An 18,925-nucleotide genomic window follows, 5' to 3' on the forward strand; every position below is an offset into this window, starting at 1 on the left:
AATACTTAATTTGCTTTTTCATTGAGTGGGTTTGGGTGATTTGAAAGGTTTTTTAGCATTACATGTAAAGATAAGGGAGGAGTTGGAATTATCCAAATCTTCCCGTAATATACTCTTCTGTTAAACGCTCTTTTGGATTGACAAACATGTCTTTGGTAGCACCAAGCTCAATGAGCTCTCCTAAATACATAAATGCGGTATAGTCCGAAAGACGTGCAGCTTGTTGGAGGTTGTGTGTTACGATGATGACGGTAAGTTGCTCTTTCAGCTCAATAATCAACTGCTCAATCGCAAGCGTTGAAATCGGATCAAGCGCGCTGGTTGGCTCATCAAAAAGCAACACTTCTGGTTCAACGGCAACCGCACGCGCGATGCAAAGGCGTTGTTGTTGACCGCCTGATAGTGCGGAAGCTCCATCTTTTAAACGGTCTTTCACTTCATCCCAAAGGGCTGCCCCACGCAGCGCTTTTTCGACTTTTTGTGCCAAGATTTTTTTATCTTTTAATCCTTGCAGGCGTAAACCATAAGCGACATTGTCAAAGATGCTCATTGGAAAAGGGGTTGGTTTTTGAAAAATCATACCAATTTTCATACGAAGTGCTATGAGGTCTATATCTTTATCTAAAAGATTTTGGTTGTCGCCATGAAAATGGATCTCTCCCTCATAACGATTGCCAGGGTAGAGGTCGTGCATACGGTTAAAAGAGCGAAGCAGGGTTGTTTTACCACAACCGCTAGGTCCTATGAGCGCGGTTACTTTCTTTTTTGCAATAGGCATATCAATGGACTTGAGGTTTGGGTCGCTCTTGCCTGCATAGTAGAAGTTAAAATTCTTAACTTCAAGTTCAAGAGCATCGTTCATAGGCGTAATGGTAGCCATAAAATTCCTTTATTAAGTAAATTTCTTACGACTCAATTTCGCAAGAACTAAAAGCACCAAAGGTGCGCGGGCTTTCTGCCGAAGAAAACCCAGTGTTAGCGTAGCTTGAAAAGCTTTGCTTTGAAGGCGTGTTATGAGTTCTGGAAGAACTCTATTTTTTAATTAAAAGGCGACCGCCAATGTTGATCGCAAGAATAGCAAACGCTAAGATAGCTGCACTTGCCCAACCAATGGCTTGCCAGTCTTCAAAAGGACTCATTGTGTAATTAAACATGGTCACAGTTAAAGATGCCATTGAATTGCTCATATCGGTGGCGAAAAAGTTATTATTGAAGGCGGTAAAGAGAAGCGGTGCTGTCTCTCCTGCAACCCTTGCAACGCCCAATAGGACACCGGTTGTAATGCCCGTAATCGCACCTTTGTAAACAATTTGCACGATGACTTTCCATTTTGGCGCACCCAGTGCGTAAGCCGCTTCTCGCAGTTCAATAGGCACAAGGGCTAGCATGTCATCGGTGGTGCGAATAATGACAGGAATCATGATAATAGCAAGTGCAACGCTTCCTGCCCATCCTGAGAAATGACCAAGAGGCATAACCAAAATACCGTAAACAAAAACACCAATGATGATCGAAGGTGCTGACATCATAATATCGGAAAGATCACGCGTAAAGTTTGCAAAGCGTGAACTTCTGCCATACTCGCTGAGGTATGTTCCCGCTAAAAGCCCCATCGGCACACCGATAATCGTAGAAGCAAAGGTAAGCATCAAATGTCCGACTAAAGCATGACGAAGTCCGCTCGGTGCAATACCTGGAGGTGCGCCATCTTTGATAAAGAGATCTAAGGAGATGTGCGAAAGTCCATTGAAAACAAGCACTCCCAAAATCCAAAAGAGAAAAAAGATACCAATGAGTGTTGCTAAAGAGGCGAGCGAGAGTGCAATGATATTGGTAATTTTTCGTTTTTTATAAGATGAGTTAACCTTAACCATTTTTTCTCACTTTTCGTAAAAATGCAAATTTTGCAACGGCAATCACGGTAAAGCTGACCACAAACAAGATAAGCGCTAAATAGAAAAGACTTGAGTAGTACAAGTCTCCATCGGCTTCACTAAATTCGTTGGCTAAGATGACAGGAATGCTGGTTGCTGGCTCTAGGATGGAAGAAGGCATATTGGTGCTATTGCCCATCACAAAGGTAACCGCCATGGTCTCGCCAAGCGCGCGTCCTAAAGAGAGAATAACAGAACCTATTACTCCCACTTTGGCAAAAGGAATAATGACATCTTTAATGACGTCCCATTTGGTCGCTCCTAGTGCGTAGGCAGACTCTTTGAGGATGTCAGGTGTTGTGTCCATCGCATCGCGTGATACGGCTGCTGTAAAAGGGATGATCATAATGGCAAGGATAATGCTCGCCGTTAATGTTCCAATCCCTGACGTTCCTGTTAGTTTTTGAATGAGTGGTACAAAGAAAAAGAGCCCCCACATACCATAAACAATCGATGGAATTGCAGCAAGAAGCTCGATCATTGTTCCGATCAATGATTTTAGACGTCCTCTTGCAATTTCAGAGAGGAAAATGGCAATACCAAGAGCAAGAGGTGTGGCTAAAACCATTGCCGTTGCGGTGCTCGTTAGTGTGCCATAAATCGCAGGAAATGCTCCAAACTTTTCAAGATTGGGAGCCCATTCAGTGTCAAAAATAAATCCAAATCCTAACGTATCAATGGAAAGTTTAGCGTGGTCGTATAAAACATAAAAAATACTCACGAGAATGACAAGCACAGAGATGGACATGACTCTTGAGACATTTTCGAAGATAAAGTCGCCAACGTTAAAGTTCTTCATTGTTTTCGTGTTTCCTTGTTTGGTAAAGATAAAAGTGTACAAACAGCAAGAGGAAAACCCCTTGCTGAAAAATTCAATTGCTTTACTTAGCGCCGTTTGCTTTCCAGTAAGCAACAATAGCAGTAACAGTCTCTTTTGGAAGAGGAATGTAACCCAATTTTTGTGCTTCTTCGGCACCTTTTTCAAATGAGTAGTCAAAGAATGTTGCAACTTTTTTGTTCTGGTCTGCTTTTTCTGTTGGCAATAAAATAAACGTTGCAGCTACAATTGGGTATGTGTTTTTACCCGGTTGGTTTGCTAGGATTTGATAAAATCCTTCTTCTGCTTTCCATTTTGCATTGGCTGCTGCTGCTTTGATATTTTCAGTCGTTGGTTTAACCCATGTTTTTTCAGCACTTTGGATGGTTACCATTGGAAGGTTGTTTTTCTCAGCATACGCTGTTTCAACATAACCGATTGAGCCTGGAGTTTGCTTGATCATGTTGGTCACACCTTCATTGCCTTTTCCACCTATGCCTACTGGCCACTTAACGGTTTTGCCAAGACCAACTTTTTCATGCCATACCGGGCTGATTTGGTCTAACCAATAGGTAAAATTCCATGTTGTACCACTTCCGTCTGAACGGTGTGCAATGGTAATCGCTTGATCAGGAAGTGCAACACCTGTATTATCCGCAGCGATTTTTGGGTCATTCCATTTGGTGATAGTTCCCATAAAAATGCCTTCAACTGCAGCATTGGAGAGTTTTACTTCTTTGCCTTCAAGTGTTGGGATGTTGTACGCTAAACCAATCGCACCCACAACAGCAGGGAATTGTAATAATTTATCTTGAGCTAATTTTGCAGGCTCTAATGGTTCATCGGATGCACCAAAATCAACCGTACGTGCTTGAATTTGTTTAATTCCACCACCGCTTCCGATGGATTGGTAGTTCACCTGAATACCTGTGGTTGCCTCATACGCATGTGCCCATTGGTAATAAATAGGAGCAGGGAAACTCGCACCCGCGCCACTGATTTTATCTGCTGCCATAAGACTCACTGCTGCTAGAGCGGAGAGAAGAAGCATTTTATTCATTGAAAAACCCCTTGTTTTTTTGTTTTAACAGGTTGAATTTTAATAAGACTTCATTACAATTTGATTACAACATGCAATACATTTTGAAGTGAATTGAAGTGTTGCGCTAAGACATTAGCTATAAATGCAAAAGTACATTGATGAGACACTCATTTTTCATTTGACATTTTTTACATGTTGTCACACAAAGCATTTTATAATCTAAGGAAGTTAAAAATAAATTTCTTAGGAGACTTTAGTTGTTTTTGCAAGTAAAGATAAAGCAGAAGAATTCATGAAACAATATAAGGAAAGAAACGTTCTTGATTTTGCACAAGTTTCTAATGGGCTTAATGAATCTTTTGACTGACAAACAGCACTAGAATATGAAATAAGAGACTACTCAATCAATCCACAAAAATAAAACTTACCCACCTCTCTTTAAAAATAGAGTTAAAATATAAAAATATGATTTTTTTGTACTTTTTATAAAAAATAATATTTCTGTGACGCAAACTGTGACACGTTTTAGTTAGAATGATGACTTTAATAATTTTAAAAATAAAATATATGTGTTGTATTTAACATTTATTTAATATTAAATATAACTAATGTAGAAAATTACTAAAAAATCTAGTACTTTTCTTCTTTAATATGTATTTTTTGAATATTACTATTGCCATTACATGTAAAGATAATATGCGCAACACAAATAAAACAATTCCCTACAATTGGGAAAGAGACTAAGGAATCCTATGCGGAGAAAATTTAAAGTTTGCACCTTTTTTTTAGTGATGGCAAGTCTTGCTTACGCCGAGTCTGTTACTGACTTAATCGATAAAAGAGAGCAGTTTGAGAAACAAAAAGAGGTTTTTGAAAAACTTGAAAAGCGCCAAGATGAAAACATTATGCGTTATAACGTTGAAAAGCCCGAGCTTTTACCCCAAAAAGATGAGCAATGTTTTGAGATAAAAGAAATTAAGGACGAAGGTATAACATTACTTTCTCATAGTGAGAAACAATTTTTATATGAGCAGTACATTGGCAAGTGCAATTCCCTTACGGATCTATCCAATCTAGCGCGCGAACTTACTGCATTGTACCTTGATAAAGGGTATATCACTTCACAAGTTTATATCAAACCTCAAAATATCGCTTCAGGTGAAGTAACACTTTATGCTGTTGAAGGAAAAATAGAAAAAATATCTCCCGATGAGCGTTATATCAACAGTGCTTTTATAGGACAACAGGGGGATTATCTCAATCTTCGTGATTTAGAAAATGCCGTTGAGATGATCAATCGTTTGCCAAGCAATCATGCCACAATGGATATGGTTCCTAGTGAAAAGGTCGGTTATACCGATGTTAATATTGAAAACAATACCACAAACCGCATCAATGGAAATATTGGACTTAATAATTTTGGAACCAAAAAGACAGGCGATAAGCAAGGCTCTCTTGAGCTCAATCTTGACGATCCTTTAAGGCTTAATGATCAGTTTAAAATCAATCTCAACAGTACCAATAAACACTTTCAAAATGAAAATTCCGTAGGTGATAGCTATGAGTATTCCATCCCTTTTGAACGGTTACTGACTACTTTAAGCTATCGAAAAAGTCGTTATGAGCAATACGTTAATGGCGGCATTAATCGCTATGAATCTAATGGCGATACTAAAACCTATACCTTAGCACTCAATTATAAGCTCTTTCATAATGAATCACATCGTGTTAGCGTTGGAACTTCTGTATCGCAGTATCAAACACAAAACTATATGAGCAAAGCACTGATTGAAACCTCTAGTTATGATCTCTCCAAAGCGGGCGCAATGATAGATTATATGTATCAAACAACAGGTTTTTACACGTATGTAGCATTCAATTACACCAAAGGAACCGATTGGTTTAACGCTCACAATCCAACAGCTCTTAATGAAAAATACGCTCTTTATACTATTGATGCTTCACTAAGTAAGCGCCTTGATGAATTTCAATACGCGCTTAGTGGACACTATCAACACTCCAATGACCAACTCTTTAGTGCCAATCAAATCAGCATAGGCGGGCATTATAGTATTCGCGGTTACCAAAAAGAGGGGCTGAGTGGCAATACTGGCTATTATGTACGTAATGAGCTCTCTTATACCCCTCAAGTCAAGTTTATGGAGTACTTTGATCAGACCTATTTTATAGCCCTTGATGGTGGCGAAATCAAAAAAGAAGTCGATACTAAAGGTGGTACTTTGCTGAGTGATTCTTTAGGACTTAAGCTCAAAAGAGGTGATTTTGATATGACACTTTACTATGCAATGCCTCTTTATAAAAAAGACGTGAGTGTCACTCACAATTTCTTTGGCGTTTCTGCCAATTACCGTTTTTAATCAACCATGAATGTACGAACAAAGGAAACACATGACAAGTAGACAAGTTGTATCCGTTATTGTTAGCACCGTTTTAATATTAAACCAAACACTCCTAGCAGCAGAACTCACCATAGATACCAGTGCGCCTAAAGCCAATCAAGCAGACCTCATTAAAGCACCCAGTGGAACGACAATTGTCAATATAGTAACGCCCAATTCGCAAGGGCTTTCGCACAATAAATTCTCAAATTTCAATGTCGATTCACAAGGTCTCATCCTTAATAATGCTAAAACGATTGCTAATACGCAGCTTGCAGGATACATCTCTTACAACCCAAATTTAACAGGCAATAATGCTAAACTCATTCTCAATGAAGTCACAGGTACGAGTAAAACACTCCTGCAAGGTTATACGGAAGTGGCAGGTGTAGCTGCTGATGTTATCATCGCTAATCCTAATGGTATCAGTGTTAATGGTGGAGGATTTATCAATACACCTAGTGCAACACTTACCACAGGTACACCTATGATGAATGGAAACCTGTTGCAAGGCTTTGACATTAGTGGCGGAAGCATCGTCATTGACGGAGATGGCTTTAATGGTAATAATATTGCTAAAGTCAATCTCTACGCTAAGGCGTTACAACTCAATGCTAAACTTTACGCCGATGGGCTCAATGTTGTGATAGGGGAAAACACCATATCCCTTGATGGCAGTGTTACGCCTAAAAACAAAAGTGGCAGTGGTGTGTCTATCGACTCAACGCTACTTGGAGGCATTTATGCCAATACCATAACGCTCAAAAGTACTGACAAAGGCATTGGTGTCAATCTTCCGCCTGAAGTCTTTGCTCAAAATTCCTTAGAACTTCTTGCCGATGGTAGCATCGTTGCTTCTAAAGTCGTTGCAGGCACAAACGTAGCACTGACCTCTCAAAGTGCCAATGTCAATCTTACCAATGATGTAACAGCCAATAACATTGCCCTTAATGCAGGTAAAGAGCTTCTAGTTGCAGAAAATAAAGTCATTCAATCATTTCAAGACATGACCATCGTAGCCGAAACCATTAGCAATAAAGGTGAATTGAATGCTCTTTTAGGCACAGGGAAAAGCAGCATTACCGCTTTAGGGAACATCAACAATGAAGGGCTTATTGGCGGTTATGATGTGGATGTAAAAGCCAGTAGCATTGACAACACGGGTGCATTTTATTCTAAAAATAATCTAGTAGTTACAGCTCAAACACTAAACAATGATGGTGTCATTCGAAGCAATAAAGCCATAGATCTTCTTATCGAAAGCTCTCTTACCAATCAAGCAAATGGGCTTATCTACAGTGACGATACGTTAAATATCGCTGCAAATAGTGCCAAAGATAAAATCAATACAGTAACCAACTACGGCACCATCCAATCGGATAAAGACATAGCCATCACCGCCCAAACACTGAACAATACAGCAAGTACCCCAACCATAAGCCAAGTCTCAACTTCTGGCTCCACAACGGTTTCTCAAGGTGGCATTAATGATTATGATGTTGTCACAACAACAACCCAAACGCAAATAGTCGATATTCCAACTACTCCTGCATTGATTATAGCCTCTGGCGATATTGCGCTTGATCTTGGTACATTAAACAATCATTACTCCCTTATAGCCTCCGATGGTAACATCGTCCTTAATGCAACGTTAGCCAACAATGTCGGCAAAGTCATCGTGACCACAACAGACATCGTCACCACCCAATATCGTAATACCAAAAGTTGTAAGAAAAAATTTGGCGTAACTTATGGTTGCCATACCTACGCTGGATATAGAGGTACCTTTACACAAAGCGACACCACCAGACTTCCCCTAGCAGGATACGGGATCCAAGCTAAAAAAAGCATCACTGGTAATGTTGTCACCCTCAATAACATCAGTGACCAGTTAAATGGTTCGCTAGATGCTCAGCAAATTCAAGCTAAATTAACCACGATTGACAGTGTGGAAAATAACGCTAAAAATTTACAAAAACTAACAACCTCTCTTACAGATTCAACTACCAATGCACAAGAGATGACCTCCGATGCACCCACCATCACGGGAGCCGTGGCAGCTATTGTAACGCTTAGCGATTTGGATACTTTTAAAACGGATTTAGCTTCCGTAAAAACAGGACTTCAAGAGTCTCTTGATGACGTAAAAGCAACCCTCTCCTCTTTAGAAGCTATCGTTACTTCCATCAAAGCATTGGGAAACACAGGTGGTATAACCCATAACACCACCTCTCTAGAATCCACGATAGCCGTACTTAAAAACAATATTACCCTAGCAGAGAGCCACTTAACTGATTTCGATACGATAAAAAACTCCCTAGTCGTTGTTGCAGATGCTACCGCTAAAAAGCAAAATCTCATAGATACCAATGTCGTTATGAATGATCTATTTTCTCAAAGCGCACAAGCACTAAGCACACTCAATATTACACCACTTTCAACAGGACTAGAAACTGTTGGAAACACACTTCGCACCGAAGTCAATACTGCGTTAGCACAACAAAACAATGTCGAATATAAAATCATTACCGCTAATGAAGGCTTATACCAAACCAATACACACAATGCACTCTCTCCAACGACACCGGTAACCTATACGGCTAATAGCAGCACCATCATCGACAATATCACACTTCCGAAAGGTAAGTATGGTGTGTTTTTAGTTGATAAAGCCAAAGATCATCCCTATCTCATCGAAGCCAACCCTCTTTATACGAACTACAACACCTTTATCAGCTCAGATTATATGCTTAAAAAGCTCGATTACCGCCCAGAGAATACCCTCAAACGTCTAGGCGATGCGATGTATGAAACGCAGCTTGTAAGTAACAGTGTCATACGCCTTAGTGGCAGTCGTTACCTTGAAGGTTATGGCTCAGAGCTTTCGCAGTTTCAAGGACTGATGGATAATGCCCTAAGCCTCCAATCTTCTTTGGAGTTAAAGCTAGGCATTGCTCTCTCTTCTGATCAAATAGCACGTCTGAGTAAAAACATCGTCTGGATGGTGGAAAAAGTCGTCGATGGACAGAGCGTACTGGCTCCAGAAGTCTATCTTGCAAGTACCAATGTAGGAAGCGATGGCGCAAAAATAGCCGCAGGGAATATCGACCTTGTCATCCAAGATACCCTGCTTAACGATGGCATCATCGCAGCAGATGGCTCACTTAAAGTTGCTACAGGTTCCAAACTCACCAATCAAAACGGTGCTATTACTTCGGGTGGAACTATGGCTCTATCTTCAGGAGGTGCTTTGGAAAACCTAAGCGGAACCATCACTTCGGGTGGCGACATGAGCCTCCAAGCTGGGAGCATCGCTAGTTCTGCTCTAACACAAGATAAAACCTATAACTATGGACAAGGATCACAAACTACCACACTAAAAGGTAAGGCTTCCCAGCTCACTTCTGGTGGCAGCCTTGCAATGCAAGCCAATGATGACATCACACTTGCCAATACCCATGTTCAAGCCCAAGGTGATATTGCCCTTGTTTCTAGCAATGGGGCAGTTAACATTGAAGCAGTAGAGACCAAAGAAACCTATGACTTCCAATTAAAAAATGGCTACAACAGAGGCAATTCCATTACCCAAAATGGCTCAACCGTAGAGGGTAAAAACATCGCTATCAATGCCAACCAAGTGGGTGTCATAGCTTCCAACATGAATGCTAATGAAAACATCGTTTTAGACAGTAAAGAAGGCGTGAACATCTTAGCTGCCAATGATCTGACCTACCAGGACACCAAAATTACTAGTAAGAGCGGATTCTTTGGTAAAAAAACACAACAAGACACCAAATATAAAGAAACCGTTGTCCAAAGTAACCTTAAAGCCAATAACATCCTCATAAAAGCAGATACAGGCAGTGCCACTTTAGAATCAGCCAATCTTATCGCTAAAGAGAACATCGTCGTTGATGCAAAAACTGACATCAATGTTCTTGCCAAACAGTACCGAGAAGGTGAGATGCACTCTACGAGTAAGTCTTCATGGGGAGGTTTGAGCCAAAGTGCTTCCATGAACAGAGTCGATGCCTTAAATGCCAAAGAAGCACAGCTTAGAACTGAAGCGTTGAACATCATCATGAAATCAGGCAATGACATCAAAGTCATCGGCTCCAACATCGATGCCGCGTCAGACCTACAACTCCAAGCCGCCAATGAAGTACTTATAGCAGCAGCCCAAGAGTTTAGCCAAAATGAACAGTGGAGTAAAAAAAGCAGCTTCAACCTAGGCAATATGCTCACTTCTCTTGCAACATTTGGTCTTACTAAAACAGGACCTGTGTATGAATCAGAGTTTAAGAAAGATGATAAGACCAAAGTCAGTGCAAAGTCTTCTAACATTAACAGTGGCAATAACATCATCATCGACAGTGGCAATGCCAAAGTGGTAGGCTCGAACCTCAGTGCGACTAACACCATCCAAGCCACAACCAACACAGGCTCCATCGAAGTGCTCTCCGCTGAAGAGAGTGCAAAAACTTCAAGTGTCAGTAAAAAAACAGAAGTGAGCTTAGGCAATATCTTTGAGATGGCAGAGTCCATTCAAAAAGTTGTTACGCCACAACCGGGTAAAGACCAAGACACAAAGATAAAAATCTCCGTCGCCAAAGCAACCTATGACAACTCAGCCACATCAACTGAGAGCCTAACCCATAAAAGCTCATCGCTTACCAGTAAAAGCGGTGACATCGTGATGGATTCTAAAAAAGACATCATGGTCGATGGCTCCAAACTTGAAGCGGCTAAAACAGTGAAACTCACCACCCAAGAAGGCGATGTCACCATCAAAGAGTCCATAGACACCTTTACTGAAAACGCTAAAGAAAAACATGCCAGTGCAGAAGTAAGCATCACCGTACAAAACGAATATGTGGAAATAGGCTCTGCCGTTAAAGCAGCCGCAGAGTCCGCCAAACAACTTAAAAAAGTCAAAGAGGACTACAGCAAGTATAAAGATGAAGTCAGCAAACTCGAATCAACTCTCAGTGATGTTAAAGCACGCTATAAAGCTAAAGAAGCAGGCATTGACTTTGAAGACATCGGTGATCTTCAAGACCTAATTGACAATGTCAAAGACAATGAAAAGTACTATGTAGCAGCAATTGCCGCGGCTGCAGCGGATCTGGCTACTAAAACCGTTGCTATCGCATCTCAAGTCGCTACAGCTGCTGCAAGTTCAGGTACATGGGGCTTCTCCGCAGGACTAGCCCTCGATATGAAAGGCTCTCAACTGCTCAGTGATGCTGGTTACACCAAAAGCCTTGCTTCAAGTATCTATGGCAATGACATCCTTATAAACACCAACACTGCAACTGACACCACAACGACAGTAAGTGGTTCAACCTTAGCAGCAAAAGATAACCTAAATATCACAACCCATGACTTACATGTAAAATCCTCAGTCGATACCACAACCTCCAAACAAGACAGTAAAGACCTCAGTGGAACGCTATCTATGACCATGTACGGTGGAGGCAGTGGACTAGGAGCTACACTAGGGTATGGCGAAGGACATCAAAACAGTGATAGTACCACCAATACCAATGCAGAACTCCTTGCTAAAAACATCAACATCACTACCACAAACGATGCTTCCTTTAAAGGAGCCACAGTTAAAGCAGACGATACCTTGAATGTCAAAGTTGGAGGTGACCTCAGTGTTGAATCTCAAAGAGATAGTAGCTCCTCTAACTCCAAAGGGTTTAATGTCAGTGTCAGTGCCTCTTTAGGGAAGGATAAAGACTACACAGCAAATCAAAGTGATTACGCAACTCCAGAAGCATATAAAGCTGCACAAAATGCGCTCAATAAAACAGCAGGTGCTAGAATTGGTAATGGCTTAGGCAGTACAGGAGCCAGCTTTGGAGCCAATACTGGGACAAGCCAAAGTAAACAAACGGTTCTTACCTCTCTGACAGGAGATAATGTCAATATTGATGTTGAGAAAAATACGAACATCAAAGGTGCCCTTATAGCTGCAGGTAGTACCAATGAGCAAGGTCAGTTTGAAGATAATGGTAATCTCAAATTCAAAACCGATACGTTAACCTTTGCAAACTCTAGCAATACCCAATTTAGCTCTAGCAATAGCTTTAATGTAGGAGCTAATATAGGATTTGAAACAAAAACCAATGCCAAAACTAATGTGAAAGAATCAACCACTAAAGTCAATTCTTCCTCTCTATCACTTAGCAATCAAATGGGCTACAGTGGTTCTAAAACCTTAGCCACTGTAGGTCAAGGCAAGCTAGAAGTAGGCGACACTGAAAACTCCGATGACCTTACTAGACTTAACCGAGATACCACGAAAGTCAACAAAGAGCTTTACTCAGGAAGTGTGGGTACTTCGGTGACAGCGGTACTAGATCATAGGTTACTCACAGAAGATGGAAGGAATCAGATAAAAGAAGATGTCAAAAAAGCAAGTAATGCGCTTAGTGCCATGGGTGATGCCATCACAAAAGATGAAGTAGGACTCAAAAACTTCTTTGAACATCAAGGTGTTGTAGATGCAACCTATGAAGTCATGAAGCAGTTTATACAAACCGAAGATGGTAAATATGCCAAAATATGGAATGACCAAGTCAATGCAACACCAGAGCAGATCCAAGAAGCAACCAATGCTTTTTCTAAAGTCATTGCTTATCAATACAACATTTCTCTTGATGAAGCAAAACTGATCGCAGCTGCTTCATTTATGAAAGGGGCAACGTATAATCAACCTAAATCCAATACGATTGTTGTCAATGCCAATGGCAACAATAATGCACTTGATTATGCAGAGACAACCACCCATGAAGGAATCCATGCTGGCATAAATCAAGGGTTTATCAGCAATAGAGGAACTCCAGAACTTAATGAAGCATACGCTAGACTTATGGAAGGATATGGCAATAAAGACTTTGTGTTTGTCTATACCAATGCAGGGTATGGTGAAGTAAAAACTGACAATGTCAATAAACCTATCACCCAAGGTGATTCTGCACTGATAGACAAAAACACAGAGTGGTTTATGGATAAGGCTATTAATGATCCAAAAAATGTGGATTATAGTACGGATGTTCAAAAATTACCTGATGGAAGATATAAAGTTGTGAATGTTAATTTGAAAGACAATGATAAATCAATATATGTTGTTAATGACAAAGGTGAACGTACTGGTGAAAAAATAGGTGAATCAATATTTATAGATTCATTTTATTATGCAGATGGTTCATCTAAAGCTACTCTAGCGAGAGGAATTATTGATACAACTTCTAAAGAGGGGGCAAATTTTTTAAATAACAAAATCTACTCAGATACTCCTTCTATTGCATCTTACATAAATGAATGGAGGAATTATAATTTTAAGGATATAGGGGCAGAAAAGTATCCTCCAGGTCAAGAAAGAGCTGATTATACCTATCGAGGTAGTCAAATTTATCCAGGTGTTTATGCAAGTGCGAGAGACTTTGGTAACATTGGTGCAGGGTATGTAGCTGGATATGGTTTAATGCCATGGAATTTATCAAAATTTACTTTTGAGCGTTTTCAAGCCAAACAAAATGGTAATATTTTTGGAGATGGTACAGAAGTTGGACAATCAACTTCTGCACAATTCCTTGGTTGGGAAAAAGGATATCAAGCAATAACTAATAAATTACAAGATTAAAATTAAATGGAGACTAAATGAAAAAAATAATTTATTTGACAAGTGGTTTAATTGTATTGCTTATAATAATGAATTGTATTCCATTGTATCAAACTTTTTATTATGAGAGTCCAGATAAATCTAAAGTAATCACTTTTTATAGAGCCTTTTATCAATTGAATGGAAATTATTATGTAATTCCTTATAGATATGAAAATTATTTGCCCCCTACAAATAATTATTGTATTGAAAAAACAAATATTTTCCAATTTATGTCTATTATTACCATGACGGAAAGATATATTAATTGGTATCCTGCTGATCAAAATTATTATTTAAAAGCTAACTGGAAATGTATAGAAAATACGCTAAATGAAAACATTGATATAAATAATATTTTTGATTTTAAGATTCAACCAAAAACGAGAGATGATTTTTGGAAAGAAGTTGTTACTCCTAAATATAGCCTTTATTATGTTGAAAATATTTTTGAGGAAATGAATAAAAGTAGCGTCACTGATTCTATTTGGTGGAAAAAAATTAGATATGGATTACTTTTAATTCTGCCTATTTTAATTTTTTACATTATTCTTAATTTTATTAGGAATAAAAATAAAGGGGACAGGCTACTTTAATGAAATTAAGCAATAAATCTTTTACATGTAATAAAAAGTAGCCTGTCCCCATTTACACTTTACACTTCTTATGGAAATGAAAAAAATCCAAATGATCCTGTCGATAGAAGTGCATTTGATAAAGACAGAACTCAATACTGGAAAGATAGATTAAAAGAGATGGAAGGTGGAAAGTAATGTTACCAAAATTTATGTATACATATAAAGGAATACGCCCTAAAAATCGTAATGAAGTTTCAGAGGAATTTAATAAAGTTTTTAAAATTCTAACTGTTGATGAAGCACTTCAAGTGTTAAATGAACTTAAGATTAATAATAATACAGCATTTTATGAATCTTAAAGAAATAGTAGAAGAATATAGACATCCATTTTGGGGAGATAAATATCCAGGTATTGAACAAAAATATTTAAGAATTTCGTCCATAGAAGGAGAAGGAAGTTATTTTTATGACAAAGAGACTGATGCCGTTTACGAGGTAGAGTGGAAAGATATGGATGATTTCATGGCTGGAAAGTTGCAACCACTTTTTACTTCATTTTATGACTTTTTAGAGTGGTATTACAGTGAAGAAAATGAATCCAAATAACGTTCTAGCAAAGAAAATAGGGACAGTCAAAAGATAAAGGGAAGATAAAGGGGACAGGCTACTTTAATGAAATTGAAAAATAAATCTTTTATATGTAAAGAAAAAGTAGCCTGTCCCCATTTACCCTTGTTTTAACAGGTTGAATTTTAATAAGACTTCATTACAATTTGATTACAACAGGTATTATGCTTTAGAAGAGAATTAAAGTGTTGTTTTGAGGCATTATCTGTCAATGTAAAAGCAGAATTAGGAAATTATAGTAGACTATTTTCTATCGATATAAGCCATTAAAACTTATTAATTCTTCAATATAAATTAGTTCAAGCAATAAAGTCTAAAATGACTAAAAATAGGGTTTATTTAGCCTATATATTAGCAAGTATTTCACTTTACAAATAACTCGGTGGTGTTTGGGATAAAGAGGTCTTTGAACGACACATTGATACACTTTAAATCTTTACATGTAAACGCCAAAACCTTTGTATGTTGGCGTTTACACTCTATTCGAAAGTTATCCGTTGTTTGATACAAAAGTTGCCTCATAGGCATCAAGAGTCATCTCCTGTCCTGTTTTTTTGTCGATTAAAACAGGTTCTGCAATTTCTCCCGTTTTAATATTGATGAAGTGGCTTTTTAGACCTTTTGGGGCAGAGTGTTTATCTCCCCATTCAAACATAACGACCATTAAAGGGTACAAATCTTTACCTTGTTTGGATAAAACATATTCATAACGTTTCGTGCTTTCTCCATAACTCTGGCGTTCTAAAATTCCAGAGTCTACAAGGTCGTTAAGCCTTCGTGTCAGTATATTGGGCGCAATGCCGAGGCTTTTTTGAAATTCATCAAATCGTTTAAGCCCCCTAAAGGCATCTCTAATAATGAGCAAACTCCACCACTCTCCAATATGCTCCAAACATTGGGCTATGGGGCATGGCATTTCATTGTAACTTTTTCGTTTCATAAGATTCTCCATTTTACTTGCATTATTATAGCAAAAATATTATACTATCATCATGCAAGTAAAATTGTATTCAAATAGATCAAAAGGAAAGCAAATGAATATGACACATAATACAATCCTCATTACAGGTGGAACAAGCGGCATTGGCTATGAGCTGGCTCGTCAACTTTGCGAAAGCAACACAGTCATCATAACGGGGCGCAATCAAGAAAAACTGGATCAGGCTAAAGCCAACTTAAAAAATGTTCACACATTTCAATGCGATGTAGCCAATCCTCAAGAGATAATCAATTTGCATCAAGCCGTCACAACACAGTTTCCTGCCCTTAATATCGTGGTGAACAATGCGGGGATAATGAAAAAAATTGATTTGCAACAAGAGGTTGACCTGCTGACACTCACACAAGAGATCGATATCAATGTAAACGGTGTTCTACGCATGTGTACACAGTTTTTGCCTCATTTGAAACAGCAAAAAAATGCGGCAATTATCAATGTTTCATCGGCACTTGCTTTTGTTCCTTTTGTGAGTACACCAGTATATTGTGCAACGAAAGCAGCACTACACTCTTATACACAATCGTTACGCGTTCAATTGCGCAATACTAAGGTCAAAATTTTTGAATTAGCACCACCTGCTATAGAGACACCATTAATTAATGAATTTGACGCGAGTGAACAAGAAAGTATGTCAATTATGAATGTCACAAAATTGGCCAAGTTAGCAATAGAAGGCATTAAGAGTGATGAAGAAGAGATAAGGCCAGGGCAGAGTAATCTCCTTAAAATGATGAGTCGCATCGCTCCAAGTTTTGCACTTAATATGCTCAATAAAGCGTATATATCAACGCATTCGTAAAAACAAGCACTGTATTTGGAGAAGTAGTATGAAAATTCACGAAGTCGTCATCACGGGATACGGCATGATTAATGGTGTAGGCAATAACGCGAACGATGCCTTTAGTGCTCTTTTGGCTGGCAAAAGTGGCGTAGACATCATCTCTCATTTTGATGCAAGCAATGAAAAAGTACGCATTGCCTGCGAAGTTAAAAATTTTAATCCTGATGACGTGATGGACAAGAAAGAGCAGAAAAAAGCGGATCGATTTATTCATCTTGGATTGCAAGCAGTTGCAGAAGCGATGCAACGTGCTAATATCAAAATTGAAGATATTGATCGAGATCGATTTGGTGTGTGTGGCGCGACCGGTATTGGAGGGCTTCCTACTATTGAAAAAAATGTTATTAGTAGTTTTCAAAAAGGGGCTAAAGGTGTTTCACCCTTTTTTGTTCCCTCTACCATCACCAATATGTTAAGCGGATATGTCTCTATCTATCACGATTTAAGAGGGCCCAATCTTTCCAGTACCACTGCATGTACAGCAGGGCTTCATGCGATCACGGAAGCTGCAAAAACGATTATGCTTGGCGGTGCCGACGCGATGGTTGCGGTTGGTGCTGAAGCGTGTATTTGCCCCATTGGTTTAAGAGGATTTGCGAACATGAATGCACTCTCCACACGCAATGATGACCCCACTCATGCCTCACGCCCTTTTGACAAAAACAGAGATGGTTTTATTCTCGGAGAAGGTGCGGGAGCGCTCATTTTAGAGAGCCTAGAATCAGCTCAAAGAAGAGGGGCAACCATCTATGCCAAGCTATTAGGTTTTGGGGAGAGTGCTGATGCTCATCACATTACAACGCCTTTGGTTAATCACGAAGGTGCTTCAAGGGCGATCAAAGCAGCACTTGCAATGGCAGGAAGTCCTAAAATTGATTACATCAATGCGCATGGAACCAGCACCTATTACAACGATTTGTATGAGAGCAAAATGTTTGAAAGCCTATTTGAAAAAGTCCCGCCATTAAGCTCCATCAAGGGCTCAACAGGCCATACACTTGGTGCTGTGGGGACAATCGAAGCAGTTGTCTCCATTATGGCATTAAATGCTAATATCATGCCGCCTACGATTAATTTCGAAGCATCAAGCGAAGATATGCAATTGGATTACATTCCCAACAAAGCAAGAGCAGCGGAGTTGCGTACCGTCTTGAGTGCCAATTATGGTTTTGGAGGGACAAACGGAGCCATCATTTTTGGGAAATAAGCTGCAATAATAGACTACAAAACTTCTTGTTCCGTAAACGTCCGAATAGCCTATATGTAGGCGTTTGCGGATATTTAGCCGTTTTGGAATGAATCATGCTTTTCTAGACTTCATGTAGATGTCGTTTTAAGTATAAACGCGCAAAATTATAGTTTATGGCAAAGTGGGTTTGATGGAAAGTATAGGAAGTTTTGTCAATATTAAGAGTCACAATTTTCATTTTCACGGTTGTTCAACCTGTGAAGGTCACTGTTGCAATGGGGCTAAGGGTTTTGCCGCGTCTCCTCTCATTTTAGAAGATTTTGAAGAGGTTTATAAAAACTTTCCGATTCTTTTTAGTGTCACAGAACAAAAACTAATGGCGTATGTCCTTCTAAACGATGGCAAAAATTATTGTAGATATTATGTCAATCAACAATGTAGCATTTACTTGCAAAGACCACCTGCGTGTAAACTTTATCCTGTAAGTCCTTATTTTGAGCAGCTCTTTATCGACACCGCTTGTCCCTCTGTCAATCAGGATTCTGGATACTCTTTATGTCACGATGGACAATTAAACAGTGCATTTGCGACCAAAAGATTGGAAAATTTTGTTGAAAAACTCGAAGAGACCCACGCCTTTTTTGAGAGCATTAACGCCTTGGAAGATTTTGAACATGTTGGCAATCTATCAGGCATCCCCTTGTTTAGATACATCAAACCAAGCGATAACAAATACATCAAAATGCACCTAGAATCACTCAAACATTCATGGTTTTATGTGTTGACAAACTCTTCTAAGCCCGAGTTGGCAGTTTCTTAGAAAAGA

13 protein-coding genes are annotated in these 18,925 nt (G+C 39.1%); 8 read left to right on the forward strand and 5 right to left on the reverse strand.

All coding sequences use genetic code 11. From position 1 onward, the window contains the following. Positions 1–88: 88 nt before the first annotated feature. The 4 genes from pstB to pstS all read right to left on the reverse strand — a co-directional run bounded on the left by pstB (position 89) and on the right by pstS (position 3,811). Entirely contained in the window at positions 89–880 is a 792-nt protein-coding gene (gene pstB, locus N0B29_RS12420) for a phosphate ABC transporter ATP-binding protein PstB (protein WP_263834043.1), read from the reverse strand. A gap of 151 nt (positions 881–1,031) precedes the next feature. Further along, positions 1,032–1,874, reverse strand: a complete 843-nt coding sequence (pstA, locus tag N0B29_RS12425; protein ID WP_263834044.1) for a phosphate ABC transporter permease PstA — start codon at positions 1,872–1,874, stop codon at positions 1,032–1,034. Further along, complete coding sequence (pstC, locus tag N0B29_RS12430; RefSeq protein ID WP_263834045.1) at positions 1,867–2,733, reverse strand: phosphate ABC transporter permease subunit PstC; 867 nt, start codon at positions 2,731–2,733, stop codon at positions 1,867–1,869. Before pstC ends, pstA begins: the two co-directional genes overlap by 8 nt. 82 nt (positions 2,734–2,815) lie before the next feature. Next, a complete protein-coding gene (pstS, locus tag N0B29_RS12435; protein ID WP_263834046.1) occupies positions 2,816–3,811 on the reverse strand; it encodes a phosphate ABC transporter substrate-binding protein PstS in 996 nt (331 codons plus the stop codon). 734 nt (positions 3,812–4,545) lie between these two features. On the opposite strand from pstS, the gene N0B29_RS12440 reads away from it, so the two are divergent. From N0B29_RS12440 to N0B29_RS12460, 5 genes are all read left to right on the forward strand, one after another. Beyond that, complete coding sequence (locus tag N0B29_RS12440) at positions 4,546–6,171, forward strand: ShlB/FhaC/HecB family hemolysin secretion/activation protein (protein ID WP_263834047.1); 1,626 nt, start codon at positions 4,546–4,548, stop codon at positions 6,169–6,171. A 31-nt stretch (positions 6,172–6,202) separates the two neighbouring features. Beyond that, on the forward strand, positions 6,203–13,846 hold the full coding sequence (locus tag N0B29_RS12445; RefSeq protein WP_263834048.1) for a two-partner secretion domain-containing protein: 7,644 nt from the start codon (positions 6,203–6,205) through the stop codon (positions 13,844–13,846). Positions 13,847–13,863: 17 nt separating this feature from the next. Then, positions 13,864–14,460, forward strand: a complete 597-nt coding sequence (locus tag N0B29_RS12450) for a hypothetical protein (RefSeq protein WP_263834049.1) — start codon at positions 13,864–13,866, stop codon at positions 14,458–14,460. Between the two features lie 176 nt (positions 14,461–14,636). Next, positions 14,637–14,801: a hypothetical protein gene (locus N0B29_RS12455; protein WP_263834050.1), complete on the forward strand. Its 165-nt coding sequence runs from the start codon at positions 14,637–14,639 to the stop codon at positions 14,799–14,801. Beyond that, positions 14,791–15,048, forward strand: coding sequence for a hypothetical protein (locus N0B29_RS12460; protein WP_263834051.1), 258 nt, complete (start codon positions 14,791–14,793; stop codon positions 15,046–15,048). Before N0B29_RS12455 ends, N0B29_RS12460 begins: the two co-directional genes overlap by 11 nt. A 511-nt stretch (positions 15,049–15,559) precedes the next feature. On the opposite strand, the gene N0B29_RS12465 is transcribed toward N0B29_RS12460, so the two are convergent. Next, positions 15,560–16,009, reverse strand: a complete 450-nt coding sequence (locus tag N0B29_RS12465; RefSeq protein WP_263834052.1) for a winged helix-turn-helix transcriptional regulator — start codon at positions 16,007–16,009, stop codon at positions 15,560–15,562. 94 nt (positions 16,010–16,103) lie between these two features. On the opposite strand from N0B29_RS12465, the gene N0B29_RS12470 reads away from it, so the two are divergent. The 3 genes from N0B29_RS12470 to N0B29_RS12480 all read left to right on the forward strand — a co-directional run bounded on the left by N0B29_RS12470 (position 16,104) and on the right by N0B29_RS12480 (position 18,919). Continuing rightward, positions 16,104–16,868 carry an SDR family oxidoreductase gene (locus N0B29_RS12470; RefSeq protein ID WP_263834053.1) on the forward strand — a complete coding sequence of 255 codons (765 nt, stop codon included), beginning with the start codon at positions 16,104–16,106 and terminating at the stop codon, positions 16,866–16,868. Between the two features lie 34 nt (positions 16,869–16,902). Then, positions 16,903–18,117, forward strand: coding sequence for a beta-ketoacyl-ACP synthase II (gene fabF / locus N0B29_RS12475; RefSeq protein WP_263834093.1), 1,215 nt, complete (start codon positions 16,903–16,905; stop codon positions 18,115–18,117). Between the two features lie 172 nt (positions 18,118–18,289). Further along, positions 18,290–18,919 (forward strand): YkgJ family cysteine cluster protein, encoded by a 630-nt coding sequence (locus N0B29_RS12480; RefSeq protein ID WP_263834054.1) that lies wholly within the window; start codon positions 18,290–18,292, stop codon positions 18,917–18,919. Positions 18,920–18,925 lie beyond the last annotated feature (6 nt).

This window comes from Sulfurospirillum oryzae (assembly GCF_025770725.1).
In the GTDB taxonomy this organism is placed as follows: domain Bacteria; phylum Campylobacterota; class Campylobacteria; order Campylobacterales; family Sulfurospirillaceae; genus Sulfurospirillum; species Sulfurospirillum oryzae.

Coding starts and splice junctions, on each gene's coding strand:
- pstC (WP_263834045.1), bottom strand. CDS start 2,733: ATGAAGAACTTTAACGTTGGCGACTTTATCTTCGAAAATGTCTCAAGA.
- N0B29_RS12470 (WP_263834053.1), top strand. CDS start 16,104: ATGAATATGACACATAATACAATCCTCATTACAGGTGGAACAAGCGGC.
- pstS (WP_263834046.1), bottom strand. CDS start 3,811: ATGAATAAAATGCTTCTTCTCTCCGCTCTAGCAGCAGTGAGTCTTATG.
- N0B29_RS12450 (WP_263834049.1), top strand. CDS start 13,864: ATGAAAAAAATAATTTATTTGACAAGTGGTTTAATTGTATTGCTTATA.
- pstA (WP_263834044.1), bottom strand. CDS start 1,874: ATGGTTAAGGTTAACTCATCTTATAAAAAACGAAAAATTACCAATATC.
- N0B29_RS12455 (WP_263834050.1), top strand. CDS start 14,637: ATGTTACCAAAATTTATGTATACATATAAAGGAATACGCCCTAAAAAT.
- N0B29_RS12440 (WP_263834047.1), top strand. CDS start 4,546: ATGCGGAGAAAATTTAAAGTTTGCACCTTTTTTTTAGTGATGGCAAGT.
- pstB (WP_263834043.1), bottom strand. CDS start 880: ATGGCTACCATTACGCCTATGAACGATGCTCTTGAACTTGAAGTTAAG.
- N0B29_RS12445 (WP_263834048.1), top strand. CDS start 6,203: ATGACAAGTAGACAAGTTGTATCCGTTATTGTTAGCACCGTTTTAATA.
- N0B29_RS12460 (WP_263834051.1), top strand. CDS start 14,791: ATGAATCTTAAAGAAATAGTAGAAGAATATAGACATCCATTTTGGGGA.
- N0B29_RS12465 (WP_263834052.1), bottom strand. CDS start 16,009: ATGAAACGAAAAAGTTACAATGAAATGCCATGCCCCATAGCCCAATGT.
- N0B29_RS12480 (WP_263834054.1), top strand. CDS start 18,290: ATGGAAAGTATAGGAAGTTTTGTCAATATTAAGAGTCACAATTTTCAT.